27 protein-coding genes are annotated in these 25,773 nt (G+C 40.7%); 8 read left to right on the top strand and 19 right to left on the bottom strand.

Translation table 11 applies throughout. From position 1 onward, the window contains the following. Positions 1-185: 185 nt before the first annotated feature. The 5 genes from lhgO to CDG77_RS09795 all read right to left on the bottom strand — a co-directional run bounded on the left by lhgO (position 186) and on the right by CDG77_RS09795 (position 6,373). A complete protein-coding gene (gene lhgO, locus CDG77_RS09775; protein ID WP_094329199.1) occupies positions 186-1,400 on the bottom strand; it encodes an L-2-hydroxyglutarate oxidase in 1,215 nt (404 codons plus the stop codon). A 137-nt stretch (positions 1,401-1,537) separates the two neighbouring features. Next, the gene (gene rfbF, locus CDG77_RS09780; RefSeq protein WP_094329200.1) at positions 1,538-2,311 is read right to left on the bottom strand and encodes a glucose-1-phosphate cytidylyltransferase; all 774 of its coding nucleotides are present in this window, start codon (positions 2,309-2,311) and stop codon (positions 1,538-1,540) included. Positions 2,312-2,638: 327 nt separating this feature from the next. Next, positions 2,639-4,807 (bottom strand): tetratricopeptide repeat protein, encoded by a 2,169-nt coding sequence (locus CDG77_RS09785; RefSeq protein ID WP_094329201.1) that lies wholly within the window; start codon positions 4,805-4,807, stop codon positions 2,639-2,641. 56 nt (positions 4,808-4,863) lie between these two features. Beyond that, positions 4,864-5,646, bottom strand: a complete 783-nt coding sequence (locus tag CDG77_RS09790; RefSeq protein ID WP_094329202.1) for a PP2C family serine/threonine-protein phosphatase — start codon at positions 5,644-5,646, stop codon at positions 4,864-4,866. A 52-nt stretch (positions 5,647-5,698) separates the two neighbouring features. Next, positions 5,699-6,373, bottom strand: a complete 675-nt coding sequence (locus tag CDG77_RS09795) for a vWA domain-containing protein (protein ID WP_094329203.1) — start codon at positions 6,371-6,373, stop codon at positions 5,699-5,701. 737 nt (positions 6,374-7,110) lie between these two features. Between CDG77_RS09795 and CDG77_RS09805 the strand changes: the two genes are divergently transcribed. From CDG77_RS09805 to vapC, 3 genes are all read left to right on the top strand, one after another. After that, complete coding sequence (locus CDG77_RS09805; RefSeq protein ID WP_094329205.1) at positions 7,111-8,517, top strand: response regulator; 1,407 nt, start codon at positions 7,111-7,113, stop codon at positions 8,515-8,517. 91 nt (positions 8,518-8,608) lie between these two features. Continuing rightward, positions 8,609-8,809, top strand: coding sequence for a type II toxin-antitoxin system VapB family antitoxin (locus CDG77_RS09810; protein WP_094329206.1), 201 nt, complete (start codon positions 8,609-8,611; stop codon positions 8,807-8,809). Beyond that, positions 8,806-9,210, top strand: coding sequence for a type II toxin-antitoxin system VapC family toxin (vapC, locus tag CDG77_RS09815; protein WP_094329207.1), 405 nt, complete (start codon positions 8,806-8,808; stop codon positions 9,208-9,210). The genes CDG77_RS09810 and vapC overlap by 4 nt, the downstream gene beginning before the upstream one ends. A gap of 56 nt (positions 9,211-9,266) precedes the next feature. Here vapC and CDG77_RS09820 read toward each other — a convergent pair whose 3' ends face one another. Continuing rightward, complete coding sequence (locus tag CDG77_RS09820) at positions 9,267-9,935, bottom strand: leucine-rich repeat domain-containing protein (RefSeq protein WP_094329208.1); 669 nt, start codon at positions 9,933-9,935, stop codon at positions 9,267-9,269. Positions 9,936-9,984: 49 nt separating this feature from the next. Further along, positions 9,985-10,134 carry a hypothetical protein gene (locus CDG77_RS36375; RefSeq protein ID WP_181154271.1) on the bottom strand — a complete coding sequence of 50 codons (150 nt, stop codon included), beginning with the start codon at positions 10,132-10,134 and terminating at the stop codon, positions 9,985-9,987. A 60-nt stretch (positions 10,135-10,194) separates the two neighbouring features. On the opposite strand from CDG77_RS36375, the gene pheT reads away from it, so the two are divergent. Together pheT and CDG77_RS09830 are read left to right on the top strand one after the other, a co-directional pair. Beyond that, complete coding sequence (pheT, locus tag CDG77_RS09825; RefSeq protein WP_094329209.1) at positions 10,195-12,645, top strand: phenylalanine--tRNA ligase subunit beta; 2,451 nt, start codon at positions 10,195-10,197, stop codon at positions 12,643-12,645. A 119-nt stretch (positions 12,646-12,764) separates the two neighbouring features. Beyond that, the gene (locus CDG77_RS09830) at positions 12,765-13,034 is read left to right on the top strand and encodes a YciI family protein (protein ID WP_094329210.1); all 270 of its coding nucleotides are present in this window, start codon (positions 12,765-12,767) and stop codon (positions 13,032-13,034) included. A 186-nt stretch (positions 13,035-13,220) separates the two neighbouring features. Here the strand turns inward: CDG77_RS09830 and CDG77_RS35300 are convergent, their stop codons facing one another. After that, on the bottom strand, positions 13,221-13,445 hold the full coding sequence (locus CDG77_RS35300) for a hypothetical protein (RefSeq protein WP_223269759.1): 225 nt from the start codon (positions 13,443-13,445) through the stop codon (positions 13,221-13,223). Positions 13,446-13,714: 269 nt separating this feature from the next. Here CDG77_RS35300 and CDG77_RS09840 point away from each other — a divergent pair, with 269 nt between their 5' ends. Beyond that, positions 13,715-14,515, top strand: coding sequence for a Tab2/Atab2 family RNA-binding protein (locus CDG77_RS09840; protein WP_094329212.1), 801 nt, complete (start codon positions 13,715-13,717; stop codon positions 14,513-14,515). Here CDG77_RS09840 and CDG77_RS09845 read toward each other — a convergent pair. Further along, the gene (locus CDG77_RS09845) at positions 14,507-14,911 is read right to left on the bottom strand and encodes an Mpo1-like protein (protein ID WP_094329213.1); all 405 of its coding nucleotides are present in this window, start codon (positions 14,909-14,911) and stop codon (positions 14,507-14,509) included. The two genes, CDG77_RS09840 and CDG77_RS09845, sit on opposite strands and share 9 nt — an antisense overlap. Positions 14,912-15,323: 412 nt before the next feature. Between CDG77_RS09845 and CDG77_RS09850 the strand changes: the two genes are divergently transcribed. Continuing rightward, positions 15,324-15,665, top strand: coding sequence for a type II toxin-antitoxin system RelE/ParE family toxin (locus CDG77_RS09850; RefSeq protein WP_094329214.1), 342 nt, complete (start codon positions 15,324-15,326; stop codon positions 15,663-15,665). Between the two features lie 4 nt (positions 15,666-15,669). Next, positions 15,670-15,984: a helix-turn-helix domain-containing protein gene (locus tag CDG77_RS09855; RefSeq protein ID WP_094329215.1), complete on the top strand. Its 315-nt coding sequence runs from the start codon at positions 15,670-15,672 to the stop codon at positions 15,982-15,984. 56 nt (positions 15,985-16,040) lie between these two features. On the opposite strand, the gene CDG77_RS09860 is transcribed toward CDG77_RS09855, so the two are convergent. The 10 genes from CDG77_RS09860 to CDG77_RS09905 form a co-directional block, all read right to left on the bottom strand. After that, entirely contained in the window at positions 16,041-17,747 is a 1,707-nt protein-coding gene (locus tag CDG77_RS09860; protein WP_094329216.1) for an N-acyl-D-amino-acid deacylase family protein, read from the bottom strand. Positions 17,748-17,847: 100 nt separating this feature from the next. Further along, positions 17,848-19,173, bottom strand: coding sequence for a HEPN domain-containing protein (locus CDG77_RS09865; protein WP_094329217.1), 1,326 nt, complete (start codon positions 19,171-19,173; stop codon positions 17,848-17,850). Between the two features lie 47 nt (positions 19,174-19,220). Beyond that, the gene (locus CDG77_RS09870; protein WP_094329218.1) at positions 19,221-19,556 is read right to left on the bottom strand and encodes a XisI protein; all 336 of its coding nucleotides are present in this window, start codon (positions 19,554-19,556) and stop codon (positions 19,221-19,223) included. Continuing rightward, positions 19,544-19,960, bottom strand: coding sequence for a XisH family protein (locus tag CDG77_RS09875; protein WP_094329219.1), 417 nt, complete (start codon positions 19,958-19,960; stop codon positions 19,544-19,546). Before CDG77_RS09875 ends, CDG77_RS09870 begins: the two co-directional genes overlap by 13 nt. A gap of 8 nt (positions 19,961-19,968) precedes the next feature. Next, complete coding sequence (locus tag CDG77_RS09880) at positions 19,969-21,273, bottom strand: glycosyltransferase (protein WP_094329220.1); 1,305 nt, start codon at positions 21,271-21,273, stop codon at positions 19,969-19,971. An 8-nt stretch (positions 21,274-21,281) separates the two neighbouring features. Further along, a complete protein-coding gene (locus tag CDG77_RS09885; protein WP_094329221.1) occupies positions 21,282-21,920 on the bottom strand; it encodes a YybH family protein in 639 nt (212 codons plus the stop codon). Positions 21,921-22,165: 245 nt separating this feature from the next. Continuing rightward, positions 22,166-22,615: a VOC family protein gene (locus tag CDG77_RS09890; protein WP_094329222.1), complete on the bottom strand. Its 450-nt coding sequence runs from the start codon at positions 22,613-22,615 to the stop codon at positions 22,166-22,168. 120 nt (positions 22,616-22,735) lie between these two features. Then, positions 22,736-23,833 (bottom strand): ABC transporter ATP-binding protein, encoded by a 1,098-nt coding sequence (locus CDG77_RS09895; protein WP_094329223.1) that lies wholly within the window; start codon positions 23,831-23,833, stop codon positions 22,736-22,738. Positions 23,834-23,924: 91 nt separating this feature from the next. Then, entirely contained in the window at positions 23,925-24,788 is an 864-nt protein-coding gene (locus CDG77_RS09900; RefSeq protein ID WP_094329224.1) for a carbohydrate ABC transporter permease, read from the bottom strand. A gap of 2 nt (positions 24,789-24,790) precedes the next feature. Beyond that, complete coding sequence (locus CDG77_RS09905) at positions 24,791-25,702, bottom strand: carbohydrate ABC transporter permease (RefSeq protein WP_094329225.1); 912 nt, start codon at positions 25,700-25,702, stop codon at positions 24,791-24,793. Between the last annotated feature and the right edge of the window lie 71 nt (positions 25,703-25,773).

The following is a 25,773-nucleotide window of genomic DNA, read 5'->3' on the forward strand; positions in this document are numbered from 1 at the left end:
ACATAAATTATTTTCGGAGGTGTTTGTTGGGTATCAGCGCTTTATAGCGGTTCTTAATTGATGCACTACACTTTTTCTGATGGGATGGGCCGAAAAGCTCATCCCTTTTATTTCCGGGCGCTGATGTTGCTCACCCCACAAGATTCATGCCTTAATTCAGCAGCACCGGAAGTAACTATAGATATCTATGCAGTTACTACATTATCTAGATGCGAGAGTTGGGGAATTTCTGCCACCAGCGCTTTACCGATTTCTAGAGAAGATGTGGCAGCAGGAGAAGGAGCATTGCAAACATGGATGGAGTTTTGACCGGAAACAATCAAAAAGTCGTCTACAAGCTTGCCGTCGTTCATCAAGGCTTGAGCGCGGACTCCTGCATGGGTGGGAACTAAGTCTTCTGCTTGGACTTCGGGAATTAGTTTTTGCAAACTTCTGGTGAAGGCTGCTTTACTAAAGGAACGAATGATTTCTTGGATACCTTCAGGGGCGTGTTTGGCTGCCAATTTCCAGAAACCAGGATAGGTGACGACTTCAAGAAAATCTCGTAAATCGAAGTCGGTTTTTTTGTAACCTTCGCGTTTGAGTGACAGAACTGCGTTTGGCCCTGCGTGGACGCTACCATCAATCATCCGGGTAAAATGAACGCCCAGGAAGGGAAAATCGGGATTGGGAACTGGATAAATTAGTGTCTTAACCAGATGGCGTTTTTCTGGGGTCAGCTCGTAGTATTCTCCCCGGAATGGGACGATTTTGGCTTGGGGTTCAACTTTACCTAATCTGGCGGTGCGATCGCTATGCAATCCCGTACAATTAATTACAAAGCGGGTTGTAAAGTTACCTTTGTTTGTTTGCAGTACCTGATTTTTACCACTTGCGGAGATTTTCAGAACTTTTGTATTGAGATGCAAATCCCCACCCTGCTGTTGAATTAGCTGGGCATATTTTAAACAAACTTGCTTGTAATTAACAATACCAGTTGAGAATACCCGAAGTCCACCTACACATTTTACGTGAGGTTCAATTTCCCTGACTTCTTCGGGGCTAATTCTCTTAACTTCTATGCCATTGTCTAAGCCGCGTTGATAGAGATTTTCTAGGCGTGGTAGTTCTTGTTCTTCAGTTGCAACAATTACCTTACCACAAACTTCATGTTCTATTCCATGCTCTTGGCAAAATTCTACCATAGAGCGCGAACCGTCACGACAAAATTTAGCTTTGAAACTCCCTGGTTTGTAGTAAATACCAGAATGAATTACGCCGCTATTATTTCCGGTTTGGTGAAATGCCCATTGACTCTCTTTTTCTAGTACTAAAATACGCGCATTGGGATAGCGTTTTCCTAAAGCTAATGCTGTAGAGAGTCCAACTATTCCCCCACCTATAATCGCAAAATCATACATTAGTATTATCGCACTTGAAATTACAGTAAATCCATAAAGTTATTTGGGAGTGGCTACTGGGTATATTTGGATATTGGATATTAGGTATTGGCTAGAAAAACTCTTCCCCAGTCCCTAGTCCCCAATCCCCAGTCCCCTTACCATACCTTCCAAGGAGCCTGACTGTTCTTCCATAGCCCCTCTAGATAGTTTTTATCGCGCAAAGTATCCATCGGTTGCCAAAAGCCATCATGTTTGAAGGCAGATAGTTGTTCCATATCAGCTAGCTTTTCTAATGGCTGTTGCTCCCATACTGTAGAGTCATCAGCAATCAAATTGATTACTTCTGGTTCTAACACAAAATAACCGCCATTAATCCAAGCTCCATCACCTTCAGGTTTTTCTCGAAAGCTGGTAATTTTAGTTTGCTCATATCCTAAAGAAATGGCTCCAAAACGTCCGGCTGGCTGAACGGCTGTGAGTGTTCCTAATGTTTTTTGTTCTTTATGAAATCTAACTAGCTCGGTGATATTAATATTACTTACACCATCACCATAAGTAAAGCAAAAAGTTTCATTACCAAGATGTTCGCTGATTCGCTTTAAGCGTCCGCCTGTCATGGTATTATCGCCCGTGTTTACTAAGGTAACACGCCAGGGTTCAGCATAACCAGAATGCACGTTCATCTGGTTAAATCGCATATCAAAGGTAACATCTGACATGTGTAAGAAGTAATTAGCAAAATACTCCTTAATTATGTAACCTTTGTAACCGCAACAAATGATGAAGTCATTAATGCCATGAGCAGAGTAAGTCTTCATTATGTGCCAGAGAATTGGCTTACCACCAATCTCAACCATCGGCTTGGGTCTGATACTAGTTTCTTCACTGAGGCGTGTACCAAGCCCTCCAGCCAAAATCACCGCTTTCATGCAATTACCTCGGAGATTTGTAGGGATATTCTTATTTGACTTTATCGAGATGAAGAGGATGCACTTAGATAGAGAAAAATTGATTTCTAATTTGTTTTTCTCAGTCAATAATCTAACTGTAATTTCCGGCAAAATTATGAAGGAAAGATAAATTAACATCTTTTCTATATAAAAGCTCTATGAATATCTATAAAACTAAAAATAAGTTACTTAGTTAAATAAAAACTTTACCTATAAAATAACTAGGGTTAGCTGGCGCTAACCCTAGTCTGGCTGGATTTATTCAATCAAAACTAATAATATGTAAGTAAAAAAACTTACTTATTTTTAGTTAGTTTTTTCTAGATTACTTGAGCCTTGGAATAAAGGATCGCATTTGTTTTCTACGACTACACACATATTACTGAGTGCTTGCTGATAATTATCCATATCATCTTGCTCAAGAAAGATTTTGGCAGATGCCTGTATATCTTCGATAGCTTTCGTCTGGTTCTTGTTAGATTCACTACCGCCATATTGTGCTAGTTCATAGCGAACCATACCTCGTTTGAGATATGCTTTTGCTAGTTTGGGGCTAATAGTTAATGCTTCGTTAAGATCGGCGATCGCTAGTTTATATTCTTGCTCATAATTGCTGCTATATTGAGCAATTTGATAATAGACAACACCTCTCTGAAAGTAAGCTTCTGCTTTGGATACATTAAGTTTTATCGCTTGAGTAAAATCTGCGATCGCTCTTTTGTAATCTTGTTGAGATTCACCGCTATATTTAGCCATTTGGGTGCGGACAATTCCCCGTCTGATATGAGCTTCAACTTCATTATTATCCAGACCGATAGCCCGATTATAGTCTGCGATCGCTAGGTTATATTCGGTATCAGGATCGTTGCTATATTCGGCGAGCATATAGCGGGCATTGCCCCGATTCACCAGAGCTTTGATTTGATTGGGATTGATTTTGAGAGCTTGGCTATAATCCGTGACTGCTCCTTCGTAGTCTTTCAGGTTATAGCGGGCATTGCCACGATTTACAATTGCTCTAGCATGTGTTGGCTCTTGTACAATTGCTTCGCTCAAGCTGGCAATTGCTTTTTCATAGTCTCGGTTTTTGTAAGCTGTATAACCCTGCTGATAGTAATCAGCGAAGCTGAGTTTGTTAATTGTCTGGCGAGACTTCAAGGTTTGTTGGGTGTAAGCATTTTGGGAAACTAACGGCTGAGTAAATTTAATCATTACGTCCGCATATCCCAATAAACCAAAGCCCATCAAGCAACAAATAACTGGGTATAATTTTGACCTCTTGGAACGTTTATAAGATGAACCGCTTGGGGTAATTACTGGCTGCCAATAATTAGCTAAGTGCGGTGACATACTGCGCTGTGGAAAATGCGGTGTCTGGGTGTAGCGCTTTTTCGCTTTGATTCGCGGTTGGAGATGTTCTCTAGCTTCTATAGCCCGATGTGATGGGAAGGGGTCGCGTCCGCCTAATCGCACTGTCCGTTCGCACCAGGGACAGCTACGCATGTGGTTGTTGTAGCGATGCTGGGGATTTGTAGTGCAGGTAATTAAAGAATCTTCGGCTTCCGCGATTGCTGAGAGCCAAGTCTGGGCACTGGGGCGGAGTTGTGGGTTGTTGTGACCCTCTTCAAAACAACGGACAAATAGTTCTTGTAAGCTGGGATGAAGAATTTCCCAAGGGGGTGCAATGGGGGTAGGTAGGTAGGGTACGTAACGCTTTTGGCTGTAAGTGAAATGACCCGATGCAATGCGGGCTTCGTAGGGCGGTGGCTCAATAGCGCCTTGAAAAATCCCCGAAAATGGGTGAGTGCCTTCCATGAGGAGTTGGAATACCAGCACCGCTAACCCAAATAAATCGTGAGAAATTTCGCGATCGTGCTGGGCAAAAGTTTTATTCTGTAGTTCTGGTGGAGTAAACTCTGGTTTACCAACTGGGCAGCGATAAACAACATTGCTGTTGGGGTCGGTTACTTGAAAAGAGTCTGTGTCTATCAAAGTCACCAATGCCGTATCACTGACGAGGATATTTGACTCGTTCACATCACCAATACAATATCCACTAGCGTGCAAAGCTGCAATTGCTGCCGCCAAGTTACGAGCCGTGCGGAGCAGGTACTGATAGTTGAATAGGGGACAGTGTTGGCGACGGGTTCTGGGGTTGTAAAAGTCGATGATTGGACGCATCCCCTGAATCCGTGGCATCAAAAAGCCCAGGATGCTGTTTTTGCCATCTGCTGCCCGCAATACATCCTCTGGCCAAGCGATAGAAATATGCCCCAAACTAGCCGTAGGGTTTTCTGGGGGGTTGGCAAGCATCGCCTGTAATTTATCAGCATGGGCAGTCGTTGGCTTGTGGTAGATTTTCGCCACCAAATGGTTATCGGATGGCACTGCATAAACACAAGCTTCACCGCCACGCCCCAAACTGACATTGAGGCTGAGGATTTCTTTTCTAGGGGAACAACGTAGTACCTGCATAATGAAATTACCGCTAACGGAAGTTATTTAAGATGTGAAACCTGTAAATTGATTGCTCATGAGTCGTTGAATGCAGCTATAATGAGTGTCAAATCATCATCAGTGCGTTGCGTAATTCGGTCTGAGCGTAAAAACTTTACCAACTGCTCCTTTGCTTCTGTCTTATCCTCGGTATTGGCGACAAATTCAAATAGCGGAAAAAAGAAGGGTTTGTGAGGTTCACCAACAACCATATTCAAAGCCAGCATTTGTAGTCCGTCAGTAATAATACCAACATTAACTATGTCAGTGCGCCATAATCTCATCTGCGCCGTATCTAAGGCTGTAGGCGAAGTTAAAAAAGTGGTTTCGTTGATGTATTCGCCGCTATCAGGTATAGTCAGTGCGACCAGATTGCCTGTGCGATCTTTTGCCACTGCCAAACCATCACCTATTTGCACTACAGCTACAACTTCTGGGGTGGCAACCATCATAATTAAGGTAGTTGCTAAATCTTGAGGCTGTTTGTCACAAGTAGCCGCCTCATCCTCCACAGCTTTTTTGGCGGCTAGTATGGCATCATTTAAGAGCGATCGCACTAAGGCATCATCACTCAAAATCTTTCGGGTGATTCCTTTGCCAGAAATGTTTTCTATTGCTGTCTCCACAGCAATCATTGCTCCCACTTTCCCAAGGCTAGCAGAACCCGCGCCATCTGCTGCGGCTGCCACTAAAACATTATCAGACAATATCTGCCAGTGATGAGCATCCTGACATAACTGCTTGTTTTTTAAGTGACTTGTACCACATACAGACGCAGCCACAATCCGCCATTGAGCAATCTGTTTTGATATTTTCATAAGATTTTTTTCCCAACAGCTAGCTGTGTCAACATCAAGCTGCGATTTTTAATTAAACAGTCCCCCAACCAATGGGCGGTAGTGCTACCTGTTCGTCTACCTGCGAATGAGATACAGCTGACATACTAGTTGATAGCCAGACAAACATTTCGATAAAGTTTAATCCTTTCAGTTTCAGTGGTGTACGTACAGTTATTTGATTTAAACGCGTCATATTCGCATTCTCTACACCTACTGTAAAAAATGCTACGCGCTTATTAGCTTCATCACCCTGTAAACGCTGGGATGCTTGCTCTACTACATTCTCTAACTCGCCTTGCGGTTCTCCATCGGTAATCATGAATACCCAAGGACGATAGTAAGCAATTCCATTGGTACGATACTGAGATTTCCGCTCTTGAATTATGTCCAAAGCTTTATGAATTCCTGCACCCATTGTAGTTAAGCCCTGGGCTGTCAAAATGGGCGGGTTGAATTGATCGGCAGTCACAAAGTCTTGTACGACATTGACATTACTATCAAAAGTAACAATCGCCACTTCCACTCGCCTGGCGGCTAAGGAATTTTTGACTAATTCATCTTTTAAACTGAGTAAACCTTGATTTAAAGCCTCAATCGGATCTCCCTGCATTGAGCCAGATGTGTCTAGTAACAGCACACAAGGACAACGTGGTTCTGGGTTCTCAGCAAATTCTACTACTTCATCAAGTCTTAAAGTATCGTGCATAACTTTTTGTGTTATGTTAAAGTCCAAAGCGTTATTTCCCTTTTCTCAGAGTATGTAATTCCAGTCGACTCGGCGACTACAGACATATAGTATCTAGTGGTAGATGCTCTAATCTTTATTAAACAAATTATTTTCATGAAGTTCTCTATATATTTTAATAAGAACTTGAGTACAGCTTAGTTTAGCAAAAAAGAGTTTATCAAAACCCAGCGTTACCTGTTGTAATGTATCTACCAAAAATTTATATCCATTAAACCTACAGTACAATAAATACGTAAACTTTCCTAGATAAGTTTTTAAAGATTTTATGTAGGAAGGATATTCCTTTATATAAAAATTATTAACCATAATTTAGGATCGTTAGCTCTAGAAGTATACCAGTGGAACTGCGGGAACTTGGAATAAAATTTGCCTCTTAAGATGAAGAGACATCAATAAACGTCGTTATTAAAGTCTTCAGCCAAGAATTGTCGGTAGTGAGTAAAATCTAAAATTAACCAACATCTTCTGATAGTCTAGCTACGATAATTGTTTACCTTTATTCATACCCACCCACCTACTTGTTTTTTGAGATAAATTAAGTAAAATGTGTTAATTGTAACGAATGGTTTACAAAGCTTATAAATTTTAATATATATACACATTCTAGAAATATTACAAAGAAGAAAATACTTCATAGTTGATATTTTCAATCTTCAAATGTTCGGTTGTTGATTCCGCAAAAAAACTTGAAAAATATGAATAACTCAGGTGCATTCACCAAATTACGTCCTTTAAGTTTGTTAAGACAGTTATCTAATTGCTCTGATAGTACTTATTTACAAGCATTAAGTAACTCAGTATCTTGGTCGATTTACTTAGAACAGGGCAAAATAACTTACGCTACCCATTCGGTGGAACCGTTCGATAGACTAGAACGCCATTTGCGCCGCCTCAGCCACCAAATTCCAATGCTTACTAGCGAGGTTCGCGTTCAAGTCCGTCTGATGTTTGAACCAGATTCCCACAGTCAGCTAATCGAAGATGACAGCAATTCCAGAAGCCACCCTCCTGAATATCAGGCGATATCTTGGCTTGTTAGTCAACAACATCTACATTCTACCCAAGCAGCAGTGCTGATTCAAGAATTAGTGAAAGAGGCGATTGAATCATTTCTACTCATTAAAAAAGGTACTTATGAATTGACAGAACCAATTGATAGAATGCCAAGAATTTGTCGGCTAGATGTAGAAAAAATTCTAGACCGTTGCCAAGTCAGATTACAGAATTGGCGAGCTTTTGTTCCACAAATTTCTTCTCCATATCAACGTCCATATCTGTTGATTAACAGCAAATTTGAGGAAAAAGACTTACCAAAACTTCAGCCAGATTTAATTAATTGGATGAAGGGTTTCAGCCTGTGTCATCTGGCGACAATTTTGAATCAAGATGAAATCCAACTGGCTCGCAATTTATACCCTTACATACTGAAGGGTGCGATTATTTTGCATGAACCCGATCCACCTTTTGATAAATTACCAAAGATATTTGAAGATCAATGTCTACAACAGGCTACGCCTACGGTTTTCTCAAAATTAGTTACAGAAATAGTTCACACCACAAAAGAGCTAAGTAACACCGTCAACTCTTACCCCGATATTTATGAAGAGAATATAGCTCCTGTTCAACAATTACCACAGATTTCTCCTCCTCTCCAAGAAAACTTTCAGGAACCAACAATATCAAATAACATAAATCCTGCTTCTCTAAGAGTAGCGGCTGCTACTGTAACTGCACAAAAAGTCCACAAAATTGTTTCTGTTGATGATAGCCCTACAATTCTTAAAGAAATTAGTTATTTCTTAGAAAATGAAAATTTTTCTGTAGTGACCATTAACGATCCAGTAAAAGCAGTTTTGTCAATTATAAGGCATAAACCAGACTTAATTTTGTTGGATTTAAATATGCTAGGAATTGATGGTTATGAGTTGTGCCGAATTATACGAAATAATTCCCTATTTCAAAACACTCCTATTATCTTTGTTACTGGCAATAAAGGGATTGTAGACAAAGTAAAAGCGAAATTAGTCGGGGCTTCTGGATATCTGACTAAACCGTTTACCCGTGCTGAATTACTGAAAATAGTTTTTATGCATTTGACTTAAATAAACCATAAAATCTTTCGTAATTTGTAATGACGCTCGTACGGACGTTCGAGTACTTGCTAACGTAATTCGTAATTAAAAGAATCTGCACATGGTTACTAATCTAGAAATTGACGAAAACTTAATTAAGGAAGCTCTCGAACTTGGTGGCCATCCAACTAAGGATGCTGTTGTTGAAGAGGCATTACGAGAGTATGTGCAACGTCGAAAACAACTGAAAATTCTGGAGCTATTTGGCACGATTGAATACGACGATGATTATGACTACAAGCAACAGTGCCGGAGTCGATGAAAGTCATTGTTGATACTTCAGTCTGGTCTTTAGCTCTCAGACGCAATTATAAAGTTGATGAATCACCCTATGTTGCAGTGTTGCGAGAATTAATTACTGATGGTCGAGTTGCTTTGCTTGGCGCTGTTCGGCAAGAGATACTCTCAGGTATTCGTAACGCCAACCAATACAATCGGCTGAAAAATTATCTTCGCGCATTTCCCAATCTTGAGTTAGATATGGAAGACTATGAACTTGCTTCTGAGTTTTATAACACTTGCCGAAGCAATGGTATTCAAAGTGCAAACACTGATTTTCTCATTTGTTCCGCAGCCGTTCGGAGAAATTACACAATAGTAACCACAGATAAAGATTTTGATAATTTCAGTCAGCATATTCCGATAACCTTATTTCAATGCTAGGTCTACACTACTTCCTTGCACACATAAATCGTAGAAAAATTCAATATATTGGATTATTATTTATATATATTATCCTTGAGCAGTTTTAAATTGCAAATGCTTTCTGGCAAGGATCGGAAAAAATTTTCATGAGCATCTATGTATTGAATACTTTGTAACCTACCAATGCTTTCTGGTAAATATTCTAAAGCGTTCCTACTTATATATAGGTCTTCAAGACTTCCTAATTCACCAAGACTTTCTGGTAAAGATGTTAATTTTTCATTGCCTTCAATAGAAAGAGTTTTTAATTTTTTCAAATTAGCAATTGTATCAGTTAATTGGTGGAATTCCCAATTTCCACTAATTTCTAAATATTCCAGGTTATCGAGATTACCAATTGTATCAGGTAATGATTGTAGCGCAGTTCCGTGAATTCGAAGGTAGGTCAAGGATTTAAGCTCTCCAATAGTATCAGGAAGTTTATCAAAATCAATAAGATCGCTTATACAACCCCAAATTTTTAGTTTCTTAAGATTTTTCAACTTGCCGATAGTTTCTGGTAGTTCTTTAAGTCTTGAACAATCACAAATATATAGAGCGGTTAAACTTGTAAGATTGCCGATAGTTTCAGGTAGATACTCAAGTTGACGATAATCATAAATCTGAAGTTCTGTCAAACTACCGTACTTTCTATCGTTTTCAATAATTTGCTCAAGTTCTTCTAAAGTGTGCAAAGAACTCATAAAAATTCTCCGTAGATTTAGGTGGAACAAAGTGACCTGCATTCACAAGCTACATAATTTTTAATCTAGAAGTGTCGCGGCTTACTAGGGGCGATCGCACAAAATGTAAAGATAAAGTAAAAAAGCGATATTGTTCTGCCAGTCTAACGTAGTAGGATTGTTCAAGTGAAAGGGTACGCCTAGCGGGGCGAGTAGCCATCGAGCGCTTCTTGCACCCTAAAATAAGAACAAAAGACGATTCCTAAAACAAGCACACTCCATGCGTATTTCTCTAAATTGGCTGCGCGAACTAGTAGAGATAAAACTTAGTCCAGAAGAATTAGCCGAAACCCTGACAATGGCGGGGTTTGAGGTAGAAGAGATTGAAGATCGCCGCACTTGGGCAAATGGCGTGGTTGTAGGGAAAGTGCTTGAGCGTCAACCCCATCCCAACGCCGATAAATTGAGTGTTTGCCAAGTCGATATCGGTGCAGGTGAGACTTTAAATATTGTCTGTGGCGCTGCCAATGTGAAGGCAGATATCTATGTGCCGGTAGCAACTACGGGTACTTACTTACCCAATATCGATTTAAAAATTAAACCTGCAAAACTCCGTGGGGTCCCATCTCAGGGCATGATTTGTTCTTTAAAGGAACTCGGTTTGCCCACCGATGTAGACGGAATTCATATTTTTACCCAGGAAAATTTACCATTGGGTAGTGATGTGCGTCCGTTGTTGGGTTTAGATGATGTAATTTTAGACTTGACAGCAACTGCCAATCGCGCTGATGCTCTGAGTATGGTAGGTGTAGCACGGGAAGTAGCAGCTTTAACTGGTAGAAAGTTGAGTATTCCTGAACCTGGTGAAGTCTCTATTGCCAAAAAGGCTGGAAATTTAACTTTAAAAATTGCTGATACCCAAGCTTGTCCTGCATACATCGGTACGGTAATTGAACAGGTAAAAATTGCTCCATCTCCCGAATGGTTGCAACAGCGTTTGCGGGCGGCTGGGGTACGTCCTATCAGTAATGTTGTGGACATTACTAACTACGTTTTGTTGGAATGGGGACAACCACTACACGCCTTTGACTGCGATCGCCTAAAATCTGTTGCAAGTAGCGAAAATTTAACCATCGGTGTCCGCTTCGTCAATAATGGAGAATCCCTCAAAACTCTGGATGGACAAACTCGCACCCTAGCATCCCAAAATTTGTTAATTACCGCTAACGAAAAACCCGTAGCACTGGCGGGAGTTATGGGTGGAGAAGAAACGGAAGTCCATGAAGGGACTCAAAGCTTAGTTTTAGAAGCAGCTTTATTTGATTCCGTGGCAATTCGCCGTTCTTCCCGCAGTGTTGGGTTAAGAAGTGAAGCTTCTGGCAGATACGAACGGGGAGTTAACCGCGCTGAGTTGGAAATCGCTAATCGCCGCGCTTTATCCTTAATTAGCGAATTGGCTAGTGGAATTCTTGTCCAGCAGGAAATTGCCGACACTCGCCCCGATCCTTCTACCTGGAGTCGTTCGATCGCACTGCGTTTAGACCGAGTTAATCAGATACTAGGGCCAATTGATTTAGGAGAGGATACAGGTGAACTCCAAGAACAAGATGTTGAGCGCATCCTAACTGCATTGGGATGTCAATTGACTCCTTCAGGTGAAGATAGCAGCCATCAACCTACATGGTCAGTTTCCGTCCCACCCTATCGTTACCGCGACTTAGAACGAGAAATTGATTTAATTGAAGAAATCGCCCGTCTCTATGGTTACAACCGATTCTGTGATACTTTACCAGAAAAATCCGAAGGTGGTTATCTGCCTTTAGACGAGGAACTGATTCGTAAATTACGGGCTTTCCTCCGGGCTGAAGGGTTGACAGAATTAATCCACTATTCTTTAGTCAAACCAGGAGAAGACAGACAGATAGTCCTGTCAAACCCCTTATTTGTCGAATATTCAGCCCTACGAAATGATTTAATATCTGGGTTGGTAGATGCCTTTCAATACAATTTAGAGCAGGGTAATGGTGCCTTGAACGGCTTTGAAATCGGACAAATTTTCTGGCGAGAAGAAGACGGTTTCCAAGAAACAGAAGCCCTCGCTGGGATTATAGGAGGCGATCGCACCGTTGGTAAATGGTCGAAGAGTGGACGCGAAGAACCCATCACCTGGTTTGAAGCTAAAGGCATTTTAGAAAGTGTATTTCGACAACTTGCCTTGGAAGTAGAATTCCAACCCGATCGCCGCGACGATCGCTTACATCCAGGACGCACCGCTTCTTTGTGGATTCGAGGTAACAGACTGGGGATTTTTGGACAACTTCATCCCCAATTGCGACGAGAAAAAGGTTTACCAGATTCCGTTTATGTTTTCCAGTTGGATCTAGATGTACTTTTAGAATCTGTAGGACAAGATGAAATTCTCGTTCCGGCATTTCAGCCCTATTCTACCTATCCAGCTAGCGATCGCGACATCGCCTTTTTCGCACCGGTGAAAATCTCAGTTTCCGAAATTCAAAAAGTAATTACCAAAGCGAGTAAAGATTTGCTCGAATCGGTGGAACTATTTGATGAATATCGCGGCGAAAATGTCCCCGAAGGACAAAGGAGTTTAGCATTTCGTCTAGTTTATCGGGCTAGCGATCGCACTTTGACTGAGGCTGAAGTTGAACCAGTACACAATAAAGTCCGCGAAGCTTTGGTGGAAAAATTCGGCGTTAACCTGAGAAGTTAGTCATTTGTCATTTGTCATTTGTCATTTGCTAGGAGTGAGAAATTAATCATTTCTTACTCCCCGATGCACTGGCTGCAAAATCTAAAATCTAAAATCTAAAATCCAAAATAGTCTTAGTTATGCCTAAATATGTACTCTGGGGAACTTACTGCGAAGACGTTCTGGAAAAACGTACCCCCCACCGCCAAGCTCATTTAGACGGATTAGCAAAACAGAAAGAATCCGGTGTGCTGATTACCATCGGCCCCACCAAGGATGTCACAAAAGTTTTTGGGATTTACGAAGCCGAAGACGAAGCCACTGTGCGCCAGTTGATTGAAAATGACCCCTACTGGAAAAATGGCATCTGGACTGAATATTCTGTCAAAGAATGGATTCAGGCTTTATAAATTGTGTATTGAGTATGGGGCATTGGGCATTAGGATTTATGTTAATTGCATTCCCCCTTGCTCCCTGCTTACCTAGTCTCTAAGCTTAATTGAGGCGGCGGGACGGAATTTAAATATAAATGTCGAACCTACCAGGCTTTAAATATAGTTCTAGGATTTGTGATTTAAGGGTGTTATAGAATAAAGCTATCGCCCAGATTTATCTATTCTCTCCTGAGTAGAATTTAAGGATTTCATAATAACTTCTTGAGCCACAGCTTTGCTCAAAATTGCAATAAATTGGTCTTGAGTTTCAATGAGTTTTGGTATTATGCTAAGTTCAGCTTCTTGTCTAGATAATTCTGAAGGCCAAAACATAGAGGCTAACTTACGCAGTTCTTCAACACTTCTCTGATAATTATGATTCAGCATAGTAATCCGCATTATACACGTACATCGCGTACCCGCCCGTCGTAGGCGATCGCAAAATATTGTTTGTTTGAAACATCACAGCTTCACCATTTAGATATTAGACTACAAGATTATTAGCCGCTATGCATAGTCGCAGGTATATACAGCAGTTTGCCTAATGTCAGGCTCAACCTCAAGACTGGCAACAAAGCGACAATAAAGATCATTTCTAGCCTCTGAACTTGAAACTTTCAGTTTTAACTCTCCCCCATCTCCCCAATTCCCCATTTATGAAAATTTGGCAGGTTGATTTTTATCGTCGTCCCTCACAAGATGAATCGGGACAAATTTTATGGGAGTTGTTGATTTGTGACGCAACTCGCAACTTTGAGTATGAAGCTACCTGTCTCCAGTCAGCAGCGAATTCGAGTTGGGTTGCTGCTCAACTTGAGTTAGCTGCTGGTGAAAAATTGCCAGATACGATCCAGGTATTTCGTCCCCAGTCTCTAAGCTTAATTGAGGCGGGTGGACGAAATTTAAGCATAAATGTCGAACCTACCCGCCACACTGTGGCACTGAAGCAGTGGTTACAAGAAAAGCAATATTCCTCAACGCTGGATAAACCACCTCCAGCACCATTACCAGAGAACCTCTGGGGAGAACAATGGCGTTTTGCGACTCTACCCGCTAGTGATGTAGAAACGAGATTTAGCGATCGCCCCATTCCCATTTTGCACATCCCAGAACATCTCAAACCCATCAATTTGGGTTTAGCGTCAACAGTGCCCGTCCCTGGTGTGGTAATTTATGGTGGACGGCAATCGATGCGCCTAGCCCGGTGGTTACAGCAAGCCCGCCTTGTGGCGTTAAACTATATTTCTGGCGCACCGGATGGCTTAATATTAGAGGCTGGCTTAGTAGATAGGTGGATTGTTGCCACTTTTGAAGATCCAGAAGTTACAACAGCAGCCCAAACATATCAACAACGGAAACAGCAAAGTCGAGGATTGCACTTTTTGTTAGTACAGCCAGATGATTCCGGGATCACTTATAGCGGCTTTTGGTTATTACGGGCAGATGATTCATATTGATAGATAATTATTTAATATCTTTTGCTGTTGGCGAATATCGTCTCGATATTTGCCCATTAAAATCCTGATTAACATTTTACCCAAACAGTAAGAAGCCCGCCAAGAAAAAACAGCATCTTGTAAATCAATATGGCTACGCTCAAATAAAAAATGTCCGGTTAATCCCAACAATTGAGTTAACGGTAAGCACAAAAGTAACGAAAATTTGTGCAACTTCCAAGCACAAAATAGCAAAGTATAAAAAAATAATATTCCCAGAATATGGAAAGTAATATTAATTGGATGCTGATGTTTAAGAACAAAAATATCCCAATAGTCAGTAAAAGGGCGCTCCAGAATTTGATTGTTAATTTTATATCTCAATCTTTGTGGAGGATTAGAATTGATATTACTCATAAAATAGATAGTGTGTGAAAAATCAATAGAATTAATTTATACCTTAATAGTCATTGTCAGCTACACAAATACCTTTACATTTAATACCGTTCGTAGCAGTGCGCTGACAATGAGGACATAGAACTTTTTCGTTTTCTATTTCTTCATTTGTCTTGATACTAGTGCTTGTCTGTAGCTTGTCTTTTTCAGTCTGGAGTTTTTCACTCATAAGAATGGAGAATTTTTAGCTGTTTAAATTTTACAACTCATTTAGAAGTGATGATTGATGAGGCACAATTTAATATAGCAAAGTAATCCCTGTGCTGAATAGCGATCGCTCACCTTGCCGACACAAACAACCTGAATCCCATTAATATAAGTTCCCTTTCATAGGTATATTATATCGATATATCAGATATGATATAAATACAGCATGGGAGAGCAAAGTAAGCCTTTAGTTTGGCTGCATGGTGAAGTTAAAACCCCACCTTTCACTCAAGAAGCACGCATCGAAGCGGGTGTTCTGCTCAGACAATTACAGGAAGGTGAATCCCTTGAGTTGCCACATTCACGCCCTATGTCAAGTATAGGAATTCACTGTTATGAATTGCGTATTCGAGATGCAGATAAAAACTGGAGGATTATTTATCGAATTGATAACGATGCAATCTTGATTGTTGAAGTCTTTAATAAAACAACGAGAACAACATCCAAGAAGGTAATTGAGGTTTGCAAAAAGCGCCTAAGCAAATATGATACCGATCGGCAGGAGTAATGCAATGGATCGAGCTAAGAGAGAACGTTTAGAATCTAAAGACTGGAAAATTGGCACAGTTTCAGATTTTTTGGAGTTAACACCCGAAGAAACTATCCTTGTTGAAATTAAGCTAGCTCTCAGCCAAAACTTGAAGGAGCGTCGGCAAAAATTGATGACTCAAAGTGAACTTGCTGCTAAGATTAGTTCCAGCCAACCTCGGATTGCTAAAGCTGAAAATAGCGATGCTTCAGTATCAATTGAATTGTTGATCCGAGCAATGTTAGCAACAGGTGCAACTCCTCAAGATATTGGGCAAGTCATTGCTGATGTGGGGTAAAAGCAATTCAATACTAAACTCTCAAACCTCATCTTTGCGTCTCTGCGTGAGATACTTCAACAAGGAAACAAAACAGTTCCCAACTTTTCCCGCCCCAAGCGATCGCTCACTTCACCCCGACAAACAACCCGAACCCCATTAATATAAACCGCTTGCACAATTTCATCCGAACCACGCTTAACCATCCGAGGTTCGCCATCTAAAACTGGATCTGATATCTGCACCTGCGGGCTAATTGGCTGATTTAAAGCATTAGGATCGAGTAAAACTATATCCGCTTTCGCACCAACTTTCAGAACTCCCGTATCCAGACGAAACCAACCAGCAGGTTCTCCGGTAACGCGGCAAATCGCAGCTTCCGGTGAAAGGAACTTCGTTGCAACTGCTTGTTTGAGCAAAGACAAAGCTCCATCATAGTAGCCCAGGTTACGCACGTGAGCGCCAGCATCGGTAAAACCAGGCAAAATATGGGGATGCTGCATCATCGCTAAACGGGGTTTGAGGCGATCGTTCGCTCCTGTGGCTACCCAGCGTAAATCTGTATCGTATTTTTGTAATGCGTGGATAAATAAATCTACTGGTTCTTGTTGCTTTTGACGAGCAATTTCTGCAAAACTTAATCCTTGCCAACTTACTTCGGGACAATGAATAACTTCCATCAAATCCAAGCAACGATGGAATGATTTATGCCGTTTACTCAACCATTCTTTACGAAACTGACGACGAAAAATTTCTGATTCCCATAATTGTTGTCTTTCTTCTCGTGACTGACAGCCATTGAGTTGTGCGCCTGTGGAGAATTCTTCAAATAAGGGAGTCACAGATCCATCAGAGTAAATGGTGAAGGGTTCGGTTAAGGTTTGAAAGCGCACATTCCCATTTAGCAGCCGATTCCAAATAAAAAGTAGGGGGGAAAATATTCGCCATAGTTTGCGATCGTGTACGGCATCTAAGGCTGAGAGGACTGTTAGGCGCAGGGGTTTTTGTCCAATCCCTGAACCCATCCGCAGAATCTCTACAAAGGAAGCAAGTCGTTGTAAGTTGGGTGTGACTTGAAAAACGCGATCGCACCGCCGACACAAATCTGCTAACATTGCATATTCTTTAAATTTGGCGTGTTGAGACGGAATTGTACAACCTTGCCATTCTCCACTCATCCGATGCCAGGGAAACATATCAATAGAAATACCAATAAAGCCAGCATCTATTGCATCTCTGGCTATGCGCTGCATAAGTTTTAGTTCAAATTTTGTCGGCTGAACGGTTAAACTGCGTTCTAACCCCATTACATGAGCGCGTAAGGCACTGTGTCCAAACATTGGGGCAACATTGGGGCCAAGGGGTAACTGTTGCAAATGCTGTAAATATTCTGCTGGTGTTTGCCAGGAAACCGACTTTTTCAACCATTTTGCAATCAGCCGATGAGAAAGTGTCTCTACCCTCTGAAAAATATCAGCTAGGATTTGGGGTTCTGCGATCGCAACAGACAAGCTACAGTTACCAATAACCACGCTGGTAACACCATGACGAACTGATTCACTCAATCCTGGTGCAATTTCTAACTCTAAATCGTAATGAGTATGAATATCTATAAATCCAGGTGTCACCCATAACCCAGAAGCATCAACCACTTCACGGGCTGGGGTAGTTAAGGAGGGTGCAAGGGTGACAATGCGGCCGTTTTGAATGCCAATATTTACGCGCACAGGTAGAGAGCCTAAGCCATCGAAAATTAACCCGTTTTGAATCAGCAAATCTAACATGATTTGTTAATGTCTGATACTTGCTATTTAATATTGTCAATCTACTAAGAAATTCCCGTTACCCTTATTAGAAGATAACTTGGTATTTATTATATCGCTATTACTGAATACAAACGTATTGGTTGACTTCATTAATATAGCCAATTTTAATTACTATTTCTTCGCCTATTAGTTCCTGGCTAAACTTATTCATCAAATCTGAATGAATATCTTTAACTGATTGGTCAATATCATAATCTCGAAGTATAATTACCAAATCAATCCTTGTCAGGGTATCACTCTTCTTACATTTTAAAGAATGGTATAAAAGTCGATCAATCAACGCTCTTTCTATTTTTAAATTAGTATGACTTCTTACTTTGATTTCAACTGCTATTTTTTCTGATTCTTTTGCAGCATAAAAATCTACGACACCATCACGCACAAATCTTTCTAAAACAATATTATAACCAGATTTATTATAATATTCAGCAACAGCTTCTTCCACTTTAGCATAATATTCAGTAGGAGAATTTGATTGATAAGAGTGAATTATTGATTGACGATCTTCTTGATCTAAATTAATTTCACCTAACTTGTTGGTAGCACGATTGATTATTTCTTTTATTGTCGAGCAAAGACCTTTAATTTTTTCAAATTCATCTTTTTTCAAATACCTGTTATGAGCAACCTTATTTCTAAGTTTATAAATAATTTCCCATTTCGCCTCAAAGCTTTTATCTTTTTCTTCTATTATAGTAGAAAAATACTTTTCCCAATTTGAGCGAGGAACATATTTCAGTATTTTTGATTTATCTTCTTCATTAAAACTAGTTTTAATAAGAACACGATCAAGTTCTTCAAGACTAATATCTCTCTTTTTTTGAAATAAAACTTGTTTTAAATGTATAAAGTCTAGCTTGGATAGGTCATTAAGGTATAACTCTTCATCCTCATACTTTTGAATCTTTTGAAATAAGTCATCATCTATTCTGTCTTTTGACCATTCCATTCCTACATTAATCAACATGAATTTACTGATTAATCTTCTCATCAAGTTTTCAATTTCGTTTATTAATGGGTAGGCTCTTTCTGCATAGATTCTTCCTACATCATCCCAAAGTGTATTTATTCTAGTTAAACCTGGGCATATTCGTGAAGATATAGTCTTAATTTTTTCTCCCAGTTCTGAAAACTCATCAATTAGATTTTTATTATTGCACGTAAGTACAAGCAAAAAATAACGTTCTCGTTTTGATTCAACTATACCAGTTTCTACATGGAAATTAGCAGAAACAAGCTCCTTACCATTACGCTCTGTTCGATATACCATCTTTTGATCATTTACAGAGATTGATGAATCTATTTGTAGGAAGTTAATAAAAGACTCTTTACTGCTACAAAAAAACTCGTTTTCCGTAACTAAAATTAAATACTCTAGTTTCAATTATATTCTCCGTGTATTTATAATCTAAATTATCGCATAGGTTAAATTTATGCAATACCATATCCCGTATATTGCCTAACATTTTGCGGGTGAAATCCTAAGACAATTTTATCTTTAGGAATTCCAGCAGCTTCTAATTCGTAGGTAACACCATCTTCTGTATCATCCCGTTGTACCCAAATTTTGCCATCGATAATGTCAATATGAACTAAGCAACCATGAATCCTTTTGGCACCGTCCCAACCAAGAGTTATCAGCAAATAGCTGTTATTTTCGCTATCAAAGACTGTTTTACACTCAATAGCTGCATAGGAATAAGGAATTTGTGTATAAGGTACTAACACCTCTTTGATGATGCGTCGATAGTTATCTAAGGTATCCATTGGATAATCCTCTCAGTTTCAGGATTGAAAACAAGTAAATTTAGATTTTCACTTTCTATTAAAAGTGTACCAATTGGTTCTTCAAATAAAGCTGTGAATACGCTCTGACGCACTGCTAGGTATAATATTCTATCAGGTTCTAGGCGACTGATAACAGCACGATACAGAATAAATCCACCGATGGCATTTTTGAGGTCTGCCATTTCTGAAGGACTGACAAAACTTTTAATTTCTACGGCTATTTTTTTAGTTCCTTGTTCTGCGGCTAAAAGTTGTTTTGCTCCTAAATCTACATACATATCTTTTTGACCCCATTTTAAATGTAAAGGGTCATCTGTAATTATCCAGCCTTCTTTAATTAAGGAGTTTTTAACAGCATCGTGATAGATATCTTTTGCAGGCATATTAAATTTTATTTGTTGACAGAATCACTGTCATAATTTTGACCAAGATGCTCAGTTTTCACCCAGTGCGATCGCTCCCTTTGCACACACATCTTTAAAGTCGTCACAATCATCACAGGAATCCAATGCACCATGTATAATGACCCTTGAATTGTTGCCCAAATCAAAGACCATCCTCGTAAATTTTGAAATTGGTAAAGTCCAGCAATAAAGGCAATTGTCAGAATGATGCTGAGTAGTGTTTGCAGTGGAAATAGAACGGGATGATGGCTATAAAATATTGTCCAAAGTAAATCAGGTATTAGTCCAATTGGTAGCAGAAATTGCAATAGAAAAAATAATAGTAAATCAATTTCTTTTGCCCAACCTAAAGTCAGAATTTGCGGAAAATAATCTAGGTAACGCTGATAGCCACCTTCAGCCCAACGACAGCGTTGATACCAAAGTTTTTCCCAAGTAGTTACACCTTCTTCCTGAATTGATGGAACTGTCACAAACTCAATTTCCGTACCTGCTAAATAGAGTTTGAAGCAAAGATCCAAATCATCGGTGACAGTGTTCTCATTCCAACCTTGACACTTTTCTAACAATTCCCGACGAACTAACATCCCATTACCGCGCAGTTCAGACATTCCACCAATAGCAATGCGATGGGTTTGCAGAAAGCTATCACAGCACATTTCCATTTGCTGACAACGGGTTAAGAAATTGGTATTAGCATTAGAAATTGCTTTTCGCACTTGCACTGCACCGATCGCTTGCTTTTGAAACAGAAGTACTGTTTGCTGGAGAAAATTGGCTCTTAATTGAGCATCCGCATCGCAGACTAGAATAATCTCCCCTTGGGTAAATGGAAACACTGCATTCAATGCCCCTGATTTACCACCTTTTGATTCTCGTCGATGAACTTGTAAAGCTGGAAATTGAGTTTGTAATTCTTTCAAAACCTGGGGAGTTTCATCGGTACTACCATCATCAACAATCCAGATATCTAGGGAATCGCTGGGATAATTCAATTGGCATAAGCTGTAAACTAGATTAGCCAACACTGAACTTTCATTTTTAGCCGGAACTAAAATCGAGACTGGCGGTAAATAAATCTCACTCTCCATTACCGCCGCCGTTGGTTTTGCTAATAGCATCCGTAATGTTTGCACAGTCAGGATTGCCGTTAATCCCAGCATCAACCATTGTGTTTCTGGTAGCCAGTGCAGTAAACTCACGCCACCCCAGACTAATAAAACTACTAGGGTTGCTTTGAGCCGGCGATGAAAGATAGTATTTTTACTGGGCTGATAGGTGCTTCTTCCCACTTTATTTGCTATATCCTGTCGGTTCGTGGCTTATTCCTGCGACGTAATAGTAACATCATCACTGCTCCCAGCACGAAACCGCCCACCCCTGCTGCAACTGCGAGAATCTGCCCCAATTGTCGAGCAGCATTTAACACTGGGTTATTCAGTAAATTTGAGGAGAAATGCAGCGATTGAATCATCCATTTATCTTGGAGCTTTTGCAGCACGGCTGTCCATCGCAACGCCATATCAGCCGCTTTGCCATCTTTGAAAGAAAAGGATGCGATCGCTTCTCCAGAGGCAACATCTATATCTGGAGTAAGAAATGTTCTGATCGTATCTCCCTTAAGTTGCATTTTGATATCTTTAATAGAACTGGAAAACTGCTGATTCCAGTACTTTTCAAACTCAGGGACTTTGTGAAAAACCTGGTTATCAACTGTTGTGATTGTAAAGTTTGGGTGCAAGTAAGGCTGTATTTTGGCAAAATCACGAGTGTTTAGGGCTTGCAGGGCTATATCCCGCGTGCGAATAATTGCATTTATCTCCTGTGGATTGACATCTGCTAGAGCGGATTGGGGTAGATTCCAAATTACCAACACTAACAAAATACTCCAAAGTAGCTGAGTGCATTTGTATATGCTTGCCCATCTCTGTTTCATCATCTAAAAAACCTGTAGATTGATTGATGCTTACTGATAATTTTTTTAATTTTACTACCCATATTCCATACTTTTTTTGTAAGACATAATAATAGTCATACTTACCTACAAGAGATGCAATACTGCTCGGTTAATGGGAAAAGGAAAGACAAATAAAACCTTTAATTCTTGCCCTTTAACCTTTTCCCTAAGCCAAATTCATAGTTTAAAATGTAACGCTCCGAGCAGTATTGATAAGGGATGCCGAGTTACACTTGTTCTTTGCTGCCAAATAAGACTTTAATTCGTTGTTCGATCTCTTCGGATGAAACATCCTCTTGATGAGTCGCAATCCACCAATAATTTCCGTTTGGATCTTTCACAGCCGCATGGCGATCGCCCCAAAATTCATCATTTGGCTCCATCATTGAGGTAGCACCGGCTTTGAGAGCATTGTCATAAGTTGTGTCGGTATTCTCAACATAGAGGTAAATGGAACTTGGCGTTGGCTTAAATTCACATCTTGCTTCGCTCACCATTATTACTGAGTCGCCAATTTTGACTTCAGCATTCATGATGCTACCTTCTGGGTGTAGGGTACGACGAATTTCTTTGGCTGCAAATCCCTGTTTGAGAAACTCGATTAGGGTTGCTGCCCCTTCCACAAAAAGATACGGTGTAACGGTATGATAGCCGAATGGAATAGGTTTAACTGTCATAATTGTTGCCACTACAAAATAGTACAAATGTATTGTAGTTCAAACTAACTATATTGACCGCAATCTTAAAACTCTGTATCAATAACCCTATCTATTGCCTAAAGTACTGAAAAAGGGTTACTAGCCCCTCACACCTAAGATTTGCCTCCTGACAAGAGCATGGCCAGATTGAACATCAAACCAGTGAATATCTTCAGGGGGCAATGTCAGTGTAATATTCTCAGTACTCCAAGTTTGGTCTGTTGGCAATAAAGCACGTACTATAATCGCTTCTTGTGAACTCTCAACCTTGACACTGACCAAATAATGCATACCCAAGTTTTCGACTAGATGCACTCGCCCTTGAATAGTTTGGGTATCACCTGGTTGGGCAATGCGAACGTTTTCTGGGCGGATACCTAGCACAATCTGCGGTGGTACAGTTGGTATATTTGGCAGAGGTAGTTGGAAGTTACCTAGTACCGCGTATTTTTCCTTACAAGGAAGAGTTAGCAAATTCATCTGCGGACTACCAACAAATCCAGCCACAAATAAATTAGCTGGATGGTTATAGATGATTTCGGGCGGGTCGAGTTGCTGGACATAGCCATCGTTGAGCAAAGCTACTTTGGTAGAAAGTGTCATCGCTTCTGTTTGGTCATGGGTAACATAGACCACAGGGACTTTTTGCTCTGCAAAAATTTGCTTGAGGTCGGCTCGGACTCGTTCCCGCAACAGCGCATCTAAGTTACTTAACGGTTCATCTAGGAGGTACACATCGGCATTACGCACTAAAGCACGACCAACCGCAACCCGCTGGCGTTGACCTCCAGACATTTTAGCAGGCTTGCGGTTCATTAACTCTGCTAATCCTAAAATTTCTGCCACTTCTGCCACTCGCTGTTTAATTTCTGTCGGTGGTACTTTTTTCAGCTTGAGTCCAGAGGCGAGGTTATCGTACACTGTCATGTGCGGATAGAGTGCATAACTTTGAAATACCATTGCGATGTTGCGATCGCCTGCTGATTTATAAGTAACATCCACGTCATCGATCGTAATCTGACCGCGAGTAGGTTCTTCAAGACCTGCAATCATGCGTAGAACAGTGGATTTGCCACAACCAGAAGGGCCAAGTAAAGTCAGAAACTCATGGTTATCTACTGTTAAGCTAACGTCTTTAACAGGGACGACTTTGGAAGTATAAGTTTTATTCAGGTTTTTGAGTTCGAGTTTAGCCATTTTTCATTTGTCATTTTTCGTTGGTCATTAGTCATTCTTTCTCCCCCCGCTTCCCCTGCTTCCCATGCTCCTCTGCTTCCCCTGCTTCCCCTTATCCTTTAACAGCACCAGCAGTCAGACCTTGGACAATCCGGCGCTGGAAAAACAAAACTAGTAAAACCAGAGGTAACGTTCCTACAACAGTAGCAGCAGCGATCGCACCGTAGGGAATTTCAAATACTGTCGCACCACCCAACTGAGCCGCAGCAACGGGAATTGTCTTCATTTCTTCACGAGTCATAAACGTCAGAGCGAAGATAAACTCGTTCCAGGCAAAAATAAAGGTGAGAATTCCAGTAGTTACTAAGGCGGGAAGGGTCATAGGCAATACGATTTGCCACAGTAGTTGAAAGGTGTTGTAACCATCGACCCTAGCAGAATCTTCTAAGTCTTTAGGTAATTGTTGGAAAAAGCTTCTGAGTACTAGAATTGTCAGTGGTAAATTAATGGCGGTGTATGGTATAATCAGCGCTAAATAATTGTTGCCCAGTCTGAGGGCTTGAATAATTTCTAATAGTCCGAGGAACAACAGAATTCCAGGAAATAAAGTCACCATCAGCACGCTGGCGAGGATAGCTTGTTCACCCCAAGGGCGTAACCGTGCTAGAGCATAAGCAGCAGGTGCGCCGATCGCTAAAGCTAAAGCTGTAGAAGTAATCGACACAAAGGCGCTGTTGAAGATGTAGCGCCAAAATGGACGACGAGTGAATAACTCAATGTAATGACTAAAAGTGAATCGCGTGGGGAAATAAACAGTGGGAATGGCGGCAATATCTTCGTTAACTTTAAACGAGGTCAGCAATTGCCATAAGGCTGGCGCTAGGCTGAATAACATTACTAATGCAACTGCTATTACCAGCAAGATTTTTTTCAGAGAAAATCTGGTTTTTGCTATCGGTTGGGGAGTTGAACTCATGGTTAAATAACTCCTGATGTCTTGGCACGGGATTTATTAAGTAAGAAACTAGCGATCGCCACCGCAGCAATTAATATTAGAAATGTCACTACCACCAAAGCCGCTCCATAACCAAAATCTAAGTAGCGCATCACCGTGGAATAGATGTATAGCGACACCACTTCAGTTGCACCACCAGGGCCACCCCCGGTCATTACAGCAATCAAGTCAAAAATCCCAAAAGCTTGAGCAAATCGAAATAGGACTGCAATTAAGATTTGTGGCAGCAGCAGTGGCAAGGTAATATTGCGGAAGCTTTGCCAAGGATTTGCCCCATCAACAGAGTAGGCTTCATAGAGGTCTGCTGATATCGACTGCAAGCCAGCCAACAGTAGAATACTGATAAAAGGTGTAGTTTTCCAAACATCAGCAAAGATGGCTGCACTCATCGCTAGAGTTGGTTCTCCTAACCAGTTAATTCCAGTTTTAATCAGCCCTAACCGCCGCAGAATATCGTTTACAACCCCAAACTGGTCATTAAAAATCCAAGACCATGCCAGACCAATCAGAGCGGTAGGCAAAGCCCAAGGTAGAATGGCGATTGTCCGCACTATGCCCCTTCCAAAAAACGCCTGATTGAGAACTAGAGCAATCAAGAGTCCTAGCAGTAGTTCTGAAAGCACAGATGCTGTTGTGAACACAGCCGTCGCCCACAAACTCTGCCAGAAACGACCATCCCCAGCCATCCGCACATAATTGTCCAAACCAGAGAATACGGGTTGTAGTTCAGTTCCCAAATTCCTAGTAAATACACTTAACCAGAATGCTCGTAAAATCGGGTAGGCAAATACAAACAACAACAGCAATAATGCTGGTGTTAGTAAGAGCCAAGCAGTCCTTTGTTCCCGGCTTCGGAGTGTATGCATATTAGTCATTAGTCATTGGTCATTTGTCATTTGTCATTTGTCAATAATTCTTCTTCCTCTGCCTCCCCTGCTCCCTGCCC

Origin of the sequence: Nostoc sp. 'Peltigera membranacea cyanobiont' 213, assembly GCF_002245975.1 — a bacterium.
GTDB lineage: Bacteria > Cyanobacteriota > Cyanobacteriia > Cyanobacteriales > Nostocaceae > Nostoc.